This window comes from Cupriavidus sp. CPT47-8839-RL05A, assembly GCF_058792255.1.
In genome coordinates this window covers 58990-71491 of the sequence record NZ_JBYTEG010000008.1, presented here as the reverse complement: position 1 = coordinate 71491, position 12502 = coordinate 58990, and the positions used below count along the sequence as shown (strand labels likewise).

Genomic DNA, 12502 nt, shown 5'->3' with positions numbered 1-12502 from the left:
CGCCCCCCCCCCCCCCCCCCCCCCCCCCCCCCGTCGCCGGCTGCGTGCCGGCGGGCCTCAGGTGATCGCGCTCAGTTGCCAGGGTACGAACTCGTTCTGACCGTAGCCGTGCAGCTCGCTGCGTGAACGCTTGCCGGAGGCCGTATCCAGCATCAGCCGGAACAGTTCCTCACCGAGCCCGCCAATGGTGGCGCTGCCGTCCAGCACGGCGCCGCAGTTCAGGTCCATGTCGTCTGACTGGCGTTGCCACAGCGCGGTATTGGTCGCCAGCTTGACCGAGGGCGAGGGCGCACAGCCGTAGGCCGAGCCGCGCCCCGTGGTGAAGCAGATCAGGTTGGCGCCCCCCGCGACCTGGCCGGTCGCGGAGATGGGGTCGTAGCCCGGCGTGTCCATGAACACCAGGCCGCGCGCGCGCACCGGCTGCGCGTACTCATAGACCTCGGCCAGGTTGGCCGAGCCGCCCTTGGCGATGCCGCCCAGGGATTTTTCCAGCACGGTGGTCAGCCCGCCCGCCTTGTTGCCTGCCGACGGGTTGTTGTCCATGCTGGCACCGTGGCGCGCGCAATAGTCCTCCCACCAGCGGATGCGCGCCACCAGCTTGCGGCCGATTTCCGGTGTCTGTGCGCGGCGCGTGAGCAGGTGCTCGGCGCCGTAGATTTCGGGCGTTTCGGAGAGGATGGCGGTGCCGCCGTGGCGCACGAGCAGGTCTACCGCCGCGCCCAGCACCGGGTTCGCCGAGATGCCCGAGTAGCCGTCGGAGCCGCCGCACTGCAGGCCCACCACCAGGTGGCTGGCAGGCACCGGCTGGCGCTGCACGGCATTCGCGGCGGGCAGCATCTCCTGGATCATGGCGATGCCGCGTGCGATGGTCCTGGTGGTGCCGCCGCTGTCCTGGATGGTGAAGGTCTGCAGGCGGTCGTCGTGGGCCAGCCCCTGGGTGGCAAGCAGCGCCGAAATCTGGTTGGTCTCGCAGCCCAGCCCGATCACCAGCACGCTGGCGAAGTTGGGATGGCAGGCATAGCCGCCCAGCGTGCGCTGCAGCAGCGCCAGCCCTTCCCCCTGCGGGTCCACCGCGCAACCGACGCCGTGCGTGAGCGCCACCACGCCGTCGACGTTGGGATAGGCGGCCAGCGCCTCGGGATGGATGTCGCGGCGGAAGTGGTCGGCAATGGCGCGCGCCACCGTGGCCGAGCAGTTCACCGAGGTCAGGATGCCGATGTAGTTGCGCGTGGCCACGCGGCCATCGGCCCGCACGATGCCCGCGAAGGTGGCCGGCGCTGCCACCGGCTCCGGCGCGCGCGCATCGGCGCCATAGGCATAGTCGCGCGTGAAGTCGCCCATGGCCAGGTTGTGGGTGTGCACGTGCTGGCCGGGACGGATGTCCTGGCTGGCGAAGCCGATGATCTGCCCGTAGCGGCGCACCGCCTCGCCGGCGCCGATGGCGCGCGTTGCCACCTTGTGGCCGGGCGGGACCAGGCCGAGCACAGTCACGTCTTCTGCGTCGAGCGTGGTGCCTGCCACGAGCTGGTCGCGGGCAATGACGACGTCGTCTTCCGGGTGCAGCCGGATCACGCGCAAGGCGGCGTGCGGCTGTGCTGCCTTGCCGGGGTTGGCAGGTGCGTTCATGCGATGGGCTCCCTCGTTCCTTATTTCAGCATCTCGGCCGGCAGCGACAGGCCGAAATGGCGCTTGTAGATGTCATTGATCCTGCCGTTCTTCAGGTTGGTCCTGACCCAGCCGTCCAGCCAGTCCTTGAGGGCGGTATCGCCCTTGCGCAGGCCGATCGCATAGGGAAAGGTCTGCATCACGAACTTGATCTCCAGGTCGCGCGACGGATTGCTGCGCCTGACCTCCGGGATCACGCTGATGGCCGCGGCCAGGTAGTCCTGCTGGCCGGTGGAGACCGCGGTATTGGTGGTCGCGTCATCCTCGTAGCGCACGATATTCACCGCGGCCACGGCCTCCTTGGCGCCCCGGCTCAGTTCCTGGTCGCTGGTGGTGCCGCGCGTGACCGCGACGGTCTTGCCCGACAGGTCGGCGAAGGACTTGACCTGGGCCTTGGTCGGGCCGCCCACCACCACGGGGATCACGCCATACGGCTCGGAGAAATCGATGACCTTCTTGCGCGCGTCCGTCACGGAAAAGGAGGCCAGCACCACGTCCGCCTTGCGGGTGAGGAGGAAGGGCACGCGGTTGGGGCCCGTGACCGGAACGATCTCAAGTTCGACGCCCAGGTCCTTGGCGAGCAGGCGCGCGGTCTCGATGTCGGAGCCGCTCTGCCTGGCTTGCGCATCCAGCATGCCGTAGGGCGGCGCGCTGATATCGACCGCCACCAGGATCTTCTTGCGCTGCTTGATGGTGTCGAGCGTGTCGGCCGAGGCGGCGGAGGTGCCGGCCAGCAGCAGGGCGGCGAGTGGGGCAAAGAGATAGCGGCGATAGTTCATGAGGTTGCCTCCGTATTGTTGGATATCGAATCGGGTTCTTGCTGCGCGGGCGCCGCCGCGCTTACAGGCCGTTGCTGACGAACTGGCGCAGTTCCGGCGTGGCAGGTTCGTCAAGCAGCCTGCCGCTGCCGCATTCCCAGACGATGCCCTGGTGCATGAACATGATCTGGTCTGCCACCGAGCGCGCGAACGACATCTCGTGCGTGACCAGCACCATGGTCATGCCGTCTTCGGCCAGTTTTTCAATGACCCGCAGCACCTCGCCGGTAAGCTCGGGATCGAGCGCGGAAGTGACTTCGTCGAACAGCATCAGGCGCGGCTGCATGGCCAGCGAGCGCGCGATGGCGACGCGCTGCTGCTGGCCGCCGGAGAGCTGTTCCGGGTAGTAGTCGGCGCGCTCTTCCATGCCGACTTGCCGCAGCACGTGGCGGGCCAGTTCGCCCGCTTCCTTGCGCCCCATGCCCTTGACCTTGCGCGGTGCCAGCGTGATGTTCTCGGCCACGGTCAGGTGCGGGAACAGGTTGTAGCTCTGGAACACGATGCCGACTTCCTTGCGCAGCGCGCCCAGGTCAACAGCGTCCTCGTGCATGGCATGGCCGCACACATGCAGGGCCCCGCCGCTCACGCGCTCCAGTCCGTTGATGCAGCGCAGGGCCGTGCTCTTGCCCGAGCCGCTGCGGCCGATCAGGGCCACCACCTCGCCGCGGCGCACCGAGAAGCTCACGCCCTTGAGGATTTCCACTTGTCCGAAGGACTTGCTTACCTTGTCGAAGCGGACCACTTCGTCCACGCTTGTCTCCATGACGTTCCTTTGTTGTCGGGTTTTGGCGCTGTCAGGCTCAGGCGCGTGCCTTGTTGAAGCGGCGCTCCAGGCGGTACGAGAGCATTGAGAGCGGATAGCAGATGGCGAAATACAGCGCCGCGGCGATGGTGAACACCAGGAAGGGCTTGAAGGTGGAGTTGTTGACCACCCGCGCCGAATAGGTCAGGTCGAAGAAGCCGATCACCACCGCGTACGACGAGTTCTTCACGATCTGCACCAGGAAGCTCACCGTGGGCGCAATGGCAATGCGGGCGGCCTGCGGCAGGATCACGTACACCGCCCGCTGCAGCGGCGTGAGCGCCAGGCATTCGGCGGCCTCCCACTGCGTGCGCGGCACGGCCTGGATGCAGCCCTTCCAGATCTCGCCGAGGTAGGCGCTGGAATACGCCGTCATCGCGATCCCCGCGGCGACCAGCGCCGGCAGCTCGAAGCCGCCCACGCTGATGCCGAAATACACCACGAACATGATCACCGGCAGCGGCACGCCCTGTACCAGCTGGACGTAGGCGCCCGTGAGCATGCGCAGCGCGCGCCCGCCGCGGCTGCGCGCCAGCGCCAGCGGTACGCCCACCAGCGCGCCGCCGGCAAAGCCCATGCCTGCCAGCAGCAAGGTCCAGCCGGCGCCGCGCAGGATGAACAACACTTGATCGAAAGAGATTCCGTGCATGAGGCGCGCTCCGGTTCAGAGAGGGGTTTGCAGGCGCCGGCGGCGCGTAAAGGCCAGGGCGCCGATGCCTGCCATCGACAGGCGCAGCAGCCAGGACAGCAGCAGGTAGACGAGCGCGATCACCAGGTAGATCTCGAAGCCGCGGAAGGTCTCCGACTGGATGCGGTAGCCCACCGCGGTGAGTTCCTCGGCCGAGATCTGCGACATGATCGAAGTGGCCAGCATCATCAGCACGAACTGGCTCATCAGCGCCGGATACATGCGCTCCACCGCTTGCGGCAACACCACCAGGCGCAGCATCTGCCAGCGCGACAGCCCCAGGCAGGAAGCGGCCTCGAGCTGGCCGCGCGGCACCGACTCGATGCCGGCGCGCACGATTTCGGTGGTATAGGCCGACACGTTCACGACCAGCGCCACCACCGCCGCCGCCATGGCCGGCACCCGCACCTGCACCGCCGCCAGCCCGAAGAAGAGCCAGAAGGCCTGGATCACCAGCGGCGTATTGCGGATCACGTCCACATACACCGTGACGCAGCGGCGCGCCCACGCGGGGCCTTGCGTGCGCACCACGGCCAGCGCCGTGCCCAGCACGAAGCCGAACACGATGGTGGCGACCGACATGCGCAAGGTCAGCCACACGCCGTCGAGCAAGTCCCGCCACCCCGTGGACAGGAAACTGAAATCAAACTGGTAGTCCATCGGCGCGGGTTTCTCCTTCTCGTGGCGCCGCCGCGGCCGGCGCGCGCCCTGTCTCTTGTTGTGGCTTCGTTGTCGTGCTTGCGGCGTGCGACACGCGCCGTGGTGGGACGAAATATATGACCATTGCCGGCAATGGTCAATATCAGTGGATACCCGTGTATGATGGAATGCGATGAGATGCCCTGGCGTGCCGCCATGGCTACACTGACCGACCGCCACGTTCTGGAGACAAAGTGCCGAGCCCATCGATGACGACACGAGACCAAAATCGCGTCGCCCCCCTTGCTGCCAGCCTGGAAGCGGAGGAAGCCAGCCGCCATGCGCCGATCTACGCGTTGATCCACCAGGTGCTGCGCAAGGCGATGCTGGACGGGACGCTGGAGCAGGGCACCGTGCTGCTGGAAGGGCCGGTCGCGGAGATCCTGCGCGCCACCCGCTCGCCGGTGCGGCAGGCCTTGCGCGAGCTGGAGGCCGAAGGCCTGGTCAGCCGCTTCGACGGGCGCGGCTATGTCGCCGGCCCGGCCGGCACCGAGCCCAGGCGCGTGCCGCTGGACGCGGCCATGCTGGGCGTGGACAGCGCGCCGGACGTGGCACGCAAGACGCTGGGCTGGGAGGTCATCTACGACGAGGTGGAGCGCAACCTGGTCCACCTGTCGGTGTTCGGGCGCTACCGTGTCAACGAAGTCGAACTGGCGCGCTATTTCAACGTGGGGCGCACCGTGGTGCGCGATGTGCTGCTGCGCCTGGAAAGCCTGGGCATCCTGGAGAAGGACGAGCGCCAGCGCTGGGTCATCATCCCGCTGGATGCGCAGCGCATCCACGATCTCTACGAGCTGCGCTCACTGGTGGAGCCGGCCGCGCTGCGCGGCGCCATCGTCAATGCGGACGCGGCCGAGCTGGCTGCCATGATGGAAGACCTGCACAAGGTGCAGCGTGTCTACCCGAAGGTGTCGCGCACCGCCATGGACAAGCTGGAGCATGACCTGCACGTGCGCCTGCTGTCGCTGTGCCCGAACAAGGAGCTGCTGGGCAGCCTGCAGCGCACGCGCTGCATCCTGACCCTGAGCAAGCATGTACTGGGAGCGTCGGCGCCGATGCCGCAGGAAGATCCCTTCCTCTCCGAGCACATGGCCGTGCTGCAGGCCGCCGCCGCAGGCGCGCCGCGCAAGGCCGCTGAGCTGTTGCGGGAACACCTGGAGCTGTCGTGCGCGAAGGTCACGCAGCGGGCGGTGCAGGTGCGCGAAACGTTCGCGCTGCCGACGGTGTCCTACATCGCCTGAGCGCAAATAAGGAGAGGCCGCAGGCCTCCCGGCATTTGCCGGAATGGTTGCGGCCTCTCACGGCTGCAGACGTCCAGGAACTTCCTTTCCTGTCCGCAGGGCAGGGCGCGATCAGCTGCCGATGCCGGTCAGGTGCTCGCGCGATTCCAGGTAGGCGCTGAATTCAGTCCCGACTTCCGGGTGCTTCAAGGCAAATTCAACGGTTGCCTTCAGGTAGCCCAGCTTGCTGCCGCAGTCATAGCGGCGGCCCTGGTAGCGGTAGGCCAGCACCTGCTCCTGGCCCAGCAGCGACTGGATCGCGTCGGTCAGCTGCAGCTCGCCGCCGGCGCCCGGCTTCAGGTCGCGCAGGTGTTCGAAGATGCGCGGGGTCAGGATGTAGCGGCCGACCACACCCAGGTTGGACGGCGCGTCTTCCGGCGCCGGCTTCTCGATGATGCCCGAGACCTTGATCACGTCCGCATCCCATTCGCGGCCGTCGATCACGCCGTAGGAGCGGCTTTGCTCCGGCGTGATCTCCTCGACCCCCAGCACCGAGCAATTGTAGTGGTTGAAGGTATCCACCATCTGCTTCATCACCGGCGGGTTGCCGTCGATCAGGTCATCGGCCAGCATCACCGCGAACGGCGTGTCGCCGACCAGCTTGGCCGCGCACAGCACCGCATGGCCCAGGCCCAGCGCTTCGGGCTGGCGCACGTAGAAGCACTCCACGTTGGCGGGCTTGATCGAGCGCACCACGTCCAGCAGCGCCTGCTTGTTCTTGGCCTCAAGCTCCACTTCCAGCTCGAAGGCCTTGTCGAAATGGTCCTCGATGGCGCGCTTGGAGCGGCCGGTGACAAAGATCATCTCGGTAATGCCGGCGGCCATGGCTTCTTCCACGGCGTACTGGATCAGCGGCTTGTCCACCACCGGAAGCATTTCCTTGGGGCTGGCCTTGGTGGCCGGCAGGAAGCGAGTGCCCAGGCCCGCAACCGGGAACACAGCCTTGGTGACGCGATTTTCCATATCAGGTGTACCTCTCAGATTCCAGTCCATAACCCTGCCAGCCATTGCGGGCGCCGTCTGTCCGGTTCTGTCCGACGAAGCCGGACAGAACCCCCGGCAGGCAGGGGCGTGAATGCGGCCGCCGTGCCGTCAGGCCGGCAGCCGCTGCAGCTGGCCCTGCAGCTTGGCCAGCGTCTGCTCGAAATCGGCCAGGCGCTGCGTCTCTTGCGCCACCACGGCTGGCGGTGCCTTGGCGACAAAGCTCTCGTTGGAGAGCTTGGCGCGGCACTTGCCGATTTCGCCACCGATGCGCTCGACTTCCTTCGACAGGCGCGCGCGCTCGGCGCCGACATCGATCTCGATCTTCAGCAGCAGGTGGTTGCCCCCGGCAATGGCGACCGGCGCGCCGGCGCCTTCAGCCTGCAGGGCAGCTTCATCTTCGAAGACGCGTACCTCGGAAAGTTTCGCAAGTGCCTGGATATGTGCGCTCGCCGCCTTCAGGAAGGTGCTGTCACCCTCAGCATAGAGCGGGATGCGATGGGCCGGCGAGATGTTCATCTCGCCGCGCAGGTTGCGGCAGGCATCGATCACTTCCTTCAGGCGCGCAACCCATTGCTCGGCTTGCTCGTCGATCTTGGCGACCGCCGGCAGCGGGTAGGGCTGCAGCGCGATGGTCTCGGAGCCGTCACCCTTGGCGCGGCCGGCCAGCGGGGCCACCTTCTGCCACAGCTCTTCGGTGATGAAGGGGATGATCGGATGCGCCAGGCGCAGCACGGTCTCGAGCACGCGCAGCAGCGTGCGCCGCGTGGCGCGCTGCTGGGCCTCGGTGCCGTTCTGGATCTGCACCTTGGCCAGTTCCAGGTACCAGTCGCAGTATTCGTCCCAGACGAACTTGTAGATGGCGTTGGCGATATTGTCGAAGCGGTATTCGGCAAAGCCCTTCTCGACCTCGGCTTCCACGCGCTGCAGCAGCGACACGATCCAGCGGTCGGCCTGCGAGAAATCCAGGTAGCCGTCCGGGCCGCAGTCGTTGTTGCACGGGCCCATGCCGCAGTCATGGCCTTCGGTGTTCATCAGCACGAAGCGGGTCGCGTTCCACAGCTTGTTGCAGAAGTTGCGGTAGCCCTCGCAGCGGCCGGTATCGAAGTTGACGTTGCGGCCCAGCGTGGCCAGCGACGCGAAGGTGAAGCGCAGCGCGTCGGCGCCGAAGGCGGGAATGCCCTCGGGGAATTCCTTTTTCGTCTTCTTCTCGATCTTGGGCGCGTCCTTGGGGCGGCGCAGGCCGGTGGTGCGCTTCTGCAGCAGCGTGTCGAGGTCGATGCCGTCGATCAGGTCCACCGGGTCCAGCGTGTTGCCCTCGGACTTGCTCATCTTCTTGCCTTCCGAATCGCGCACCAGGCCGTGCACGTAGACGGTATGGAAGGGCACCTTGCCGATGAAGTGCTTGGTCATCATGACCATGCGCGCCACCCAGAAGAAGATGATGTCGTAGCCGGTCACCAGCACCGACGACGGCAGGAAGTGATGCATCTCGGGCGTTTCTCCCGGCCAGCCCAGCGAGGAGAAGGGCACCAGCGCCGACGAGAACCAGGTGTCGAGCACGTCTTCCTCGCGGCGCAGGCTGCCGGTGCTGCCGGCGGCCTTTGCCTTGGCCAGCGCTTCTTCTTCGGTGCGGCCGACAAAGCAGTTGCCGGCATCGTCGTACCACGCCGGGATCTGGTGGCCCCACCACAGCTGGCGCGAGATGCACCAGTCCTGGATATTGCCCAGCCACTGGTTGTAGGTGCTGATCCAGTTTTCCGGTACCAGCTTGATCTCGCCGCTCTGCACGGCTTCCAGCGCCACCTCGGCGATCGAGCGGCCCGGGTAGAAGGTGCCTTCCGGCGCCGGCTTGCTCATGGCGACGAACCACTGGTCGGTCAGCATCGGTTCGATCGCGCTGCCGGTGCGCTCGCTGCGCGGGGTCATCAGCTTGTGCTTCTTGATGTCGGCCAGCAGGCCGCGCTTGTCCAGGTCCTCGACGATGGCGCGGCGCGCGTCGAAGCGGTCCAGGCCGGCGTAGGCGGCGGGGGCGTCGGCAACGATCTTCGCGTCCAGCGTCAGGATCGACAGCTGCGGCAGGTTGTGGCGCTGGCCCACCGCATAGTCGTTGAAGTCATGGCCCGGGGTCACCTTGACCACGCCGGTGCCGAACTCGCGGTCGACGTATTCGTCGGCAATCACCGGGATCTGGCGCTCGGTCAGCGGCAGCTGCACGAACTTGCCGACCAGGTGCGCATAGCGCTCGTCTTCCGGGTGGACCATCACGGCCACGTCGCCCAGCATGGTTTCGGGGCGGGTGGTGGCCACGGTCAGGTGGGTCAGGCCGCCCTTGGCGTCAGCCTCGACCAGCGGATAGTGGATATGCCACAGCGAGCCTTCTTCCTCGACGCTGTCGACTTCCAGGTCCGACACCGCGGTGCCCAGCACCGGGTCCCAGTTGACCAGGCGCTTGCCGCGATAGATCAGGCCCTGTTCGTGCAGGCGCACGAAGGCTTCGGTGACCGCCTTCGACATCTCGGGCGACATCGTGAAGTACTCGCGGCTCCAGTCGATCGAAGCGCCCATGCGCCGCACCTGGCGGGTGATGGTCGAGCCCGACTCTTCCTTCCAGGCCCACACCTTCTCGGTGAACTTCTCGCGGCCCAGGTCATGGCGCGACACGCCCTGCGACTCGAGCTGGCGCTCCACCACGATCTGGGTGGCGATGCCGGCGTGGTCGGTGCCCGGCACCCACAGCGTATTGGCGCCGCTCATGCGCGCATGGCGCGCCAGGCCGTCCATGATGGTCTGGTTGAACGCGTGGCCCATATGCAGCGTGCCGGTCACATTGGGCGGCGGCAGCTGGATCGCAAAGTCCGGGCGGGCAGGGTCGAAGGTCGGCTTGGCGATGCCGCGCTTCTCCCACTCGGGGCCCCATTTCGCCTCGATGGCGGTGGGTTCGAAGCTTTTGGCGAGGGACTGGTCTTGGGCGGTCATGCTGGGATGTCGATATTGGCGTCGGGGGTCGTCGCAGGGTGCTTCGGCCTGCGCCTGGCGAGGCGGCGGCCGTCGGCGGCCGGCATTGCGCCAGTAAAACGTTAAATTATACGGGGGTGGCAGGCTGGTGCCTATTTCCCGGCCATCCGGCCCCGCCGGATGTGACTTGCAGGACAGGGCCCGCCGGTATAATTGCCGTCAATCCACAAGGCTCATCCGATGTCCGACCTGCTTGCCAACCTGAACGCCGAACAACTAGCCGCCGTCACCCTGCCTGACGAACCGGCGCTGATCCTGGCGGGCGCGGGCAGCGGCAAGACCCGCGTGCTGACCACGCGCATCGCCTGGCTGATCCAGAACGGCCGGGTCTCGCCGGCGGGCATCCTGGCGGTGACCTTTACCAACAAGGCCGCCAAGGAAATGCAGACGCGGCTGTCGTCGATGCTGCCGATCAACACCCGCGGCATGTGGATCGGCACCTTCCACGGCCTGTGCAACCGCATGCTGCGCGCGCATTTCCGCGACGCCGGGCTGCCCCAGACCTTTGCCATCCTGGACAGCCAGGACCAGCTCTCGGCGCTCAAGCGGCTGCTCAAGTCGCTCAACGTCGACGATGAGAAGTACCCGGCCAAGAACCTGCAGTACTTCATCAACAACGCCAAGGAGCAGGGCCTGCGCCCGGCCGACGTCGAGGCCAACGACGACTTCAACAAGCGCTTTGTCGACCTCTACGCCGCCTACGACCTGCAGTGCCAGCGCGAAGGCGTGGTCGACTTTGCCGAGCTGCTGCTGCGCTGCTACGAGCTGCTGCGCTACAACGACGCCATCCGCCAGCACTACCAGCACCGCTTCCGCCACGTGCTGGTCGACGAGTTCCAGGACACCAACGTGCTGCAGTACCAGTGGCTCAAGCTGCTGGCCGGCTACGGCACGCAGAACCCGGCCGCGGTCTTTGCCGTAGGCGACGACGACCAGAGCATCTATGCGTTCCGCGGCGCCAACGTCGGCAATATGCGCGACTTCGAGCACGAGTTCCGCGTGCGCCGGCTGATCAAGCTGGAGCAGAACTACCGCTCGCACGGGCATATCCTGGATTCGGCCAACCACCTGATCTCGCACAACGCGCGCCGCCTGGGCAAGAACCTGCGCACCGACGCCGGCCACGGCGAGCCGGTGCGGGTGTTCCAGGGCGGCTCGGACGGCCAGGAAGCCGCCTGGATCATCGAGGAGATCCGCGACCAGATCGCGCAGGGCGCCAGCCGCGCCGAGATTGCCATCCTGTACCGCAGCAACGCGCAGTCGCGCGTGATCGAGCATGCGCTGTTCTCGGCCGGCATCGCGTACCGCGTCTATGGCGGCCTGCGCTTCTTCGAGCGCGCCGAAATCAAGCACGCGCTGGCCTATATGCAGCTGCTGGAGAACCCGCGCAACGATGCCGCCTTTGGCCGCGTGGTCAACTTCCCGGCGCGCGGCATCGGCGCGCGCTCGCTGGAAGTGCTGCAGGACATGGCGCGCCAGTATGACTGCGCGCTGGCCGAGGCGGTGGCCTACGTGCCCGGCGCGGCCGGCAGCAAGCTGGCAGCGTTTGCGCGCCTGGTAGAGAAGATGCGCGAGGACACGCGCCGCATGACGCTGGCCGAGACCGTCGAGTACGTAATCAACCACAGCGGCCTGATCACCCACTACCAGGGCGAGAAGGAAGGCCAGGACCGCATCGAGAACTTGCAGGAACTGGTGACCGCAGCGCAGGCCTTCGTGGTCGAGGAAGGCTACGGCCTGGAGGCGCTGGCCGCGGTGATCCCGGTTGACCGCAGCCCCGCCGCCCCGGCACTGGCCGACGGCGACCAGGCCCAGCAGGTGCTGGATCCGGAAGCGCTGCCGGTGGTGATGACGCCGCTGGTCGCGTTCCTGACCCATGCCTCGCTGGAAGCCGGCGACAACCAGGCCCAGGCCGGCCAGGACGCGGTGCAGATGATGACCGTGCATGCGGCCAAGGGGCTGGAGTTCGACGTGGTCTTCATCACCGGGATGGAAGAGGGCCTGTTCCCGCACGAGAACAGCATGATGGACCCGGACGGCGTGGAGGAAGAGCGCCGCCTGATGTACGTGGCGATCACGCGCGCGCGCAAGCGGCTCTACATGTCGTTCGCGCAAAGCCGCATGCTGCACGGCCAGACCCGCTACCACGTGCGCTCACGCTTCTTCGAGGAACTGCCCGAGGCCTCGCTCAAGTGGCTGACGCCGCCGGCGCAGGGCTACGGCGGCGTGCGCCGCCAGGAGCGCGACAGCGCCTGGGGCCGCGACTGGTTCCGCAAGCCCGAGGACGTGCCTTATACCGGCACGCGCCCCACCGGCGGCATGGACAACGGCAACGGCTATGCCGATGCCAAGCGCGAGGCCGGCACCGGCTTCCGGGTGGGGCAGTCGGTGTTCCACAACAAGTTTGGCGAAGGCGTGATCACCGCGCTGGAAGGCGAGGGCACCGACGCACGCGCCAATATCAACTTCAAGCGCAACGGCGCCAAGTGGCTGGCGCTGTCGGTGGCGAAGCTGGACGCGATCGACTGAACGGGTCCGGCTTCGCTGCGCG

General features: G+C 66.9%; 9 protein-coding genes. 2 read left to right on the top strand and 7 right to left on the bottom strand.

What is annotated here, in order from left to right; genetic code table 11:
- Window positions 1–57: 57 nt before the first annotated feature.
- The 5 genes from AC3WVS_RS11490 to AC3WVS_RS11470 form a co-directional block, all read right to left on the bottom strand.
- Complete coding sequence (locus AC3WVS_RS11490) at window positions 58–1626, bottom strand: UxaA family hydrolase (RefSeq protein ID WP_492318736.1); 1569 nt, start codon at window positions 1624–1626, stop codon at window positions 58–60.
- Window positions 1627–1646: 20 nt separating this feature from the next.
- The gene (locus AC3WVS_RS11485; RefSeq protein ID WP_492318735.1) at window positions 1647–2444 is read right to left on the bottom strand and encodes a transporter substrate-binding domain-containing protein; all 798 of its coding nucleotides are present in this window, start codon (window positions 2442–2444) and stop codon (window positions 1647–1649) included.
- A 61-nt stretch (window positions 2445–2505) separates the two neighbouring features.
- Complete coding sequence (locus tag AC3WVS_RS11480) at window positions 2506–3234, bottom strand: amino acid ABC transporter ATP-binding protein (RefSeq protein WP_492318734.1); 729 nt, start codon at window positions 3232–3234, stop codon at window positions 2506–2508.
- A gap of 49 nt (window positions 3235–3283) precedes the next feature.
- On the bottom strand, window positions 3284–3934 hold the full coding sequence (locus AC3WVS_RS11475; RefSeq protein WP_492318733.1) for an amino acid ABC transporter permease: 651 nt from the start codon (window positions 3932–3934) through the stop codon (window positions 3284–3286).
- 15 nt (window positions 3935–3949) lie between these two features.
- Window positions 3950–4633 carry an amino acid ABC transporter permease gene (locus AC3WVS_RS11470; protein WP_492318732.1) on the bottom strand — a complete coding sequence of 228 codons (684 nt, stop codon included), beginning with the start codon at window positions 4631–4633 and terminating at the stop codon, window positions 3950–3952.
- A gap of 248 nt (window positions 4634–4881) precedes the next feature.
- Between AC3WVS_RS11470 and AC3WVS_RS11465 the strand changes: the two genes are divergently transcribed.
- Window positions 4882–5913, top strand: a complete 1032-nt coding sequence (locus tag AC3WVS_RS11465; RefSeq protein ID WP_492318731.1) for a GntR family transcriptional regulator — start codon at window positions 4882–4884, stop codon at window positions 5911–5913.
- 111 nt (window positions 5914–6024) lie between these two features.
- Here AC3WVS_RS11465 and galU read toward each other — a convergent pair whose 3' ends face one another.
- Window positions 6025–6915 (bottom strand): UTP--glucose-1-phosphate uridylyltransferase GalU, encoded by an 891-nt coding sequence (gene galU / locus AC3WVS_RS11460; RefSeq protein WP_011615814.1) that lies wholly within the window; start codon window positions 6913–6915, stop codon window positions 6025–6027.
- Window positions 6916–7044: 129 nt separating this feature from the next.
- Window positions 7045–9912, bottom strand: a complete 2868-nt coding sequence (locus AC3WVS_RS11455) for a valine--tRNA ligase (RefSeq protein ID WP_492318730.1) — start codon at window positions 9910–9912, stop codon at window positions 7045–7047.
- 219 nt (window positions 9913–10131) lie between these two features.
- Between AC3WVS_RS11455 and AC3WVS_RS11450 the strand changes: the two genes are divergently transcribed.
- Window positions 10132–12480: a UvrD-helicase domain-containing protein gene (locus AC3WVS_RS11450; protein WP_492318729.1), complete on the top strand. Its 2349-nt coding sequence runs from the start codon at window positions 10132–10134 to the stop codon at window positions 12478–12480.
- Window positions 12481–12502: the final 22 nt, after the last annotated feature.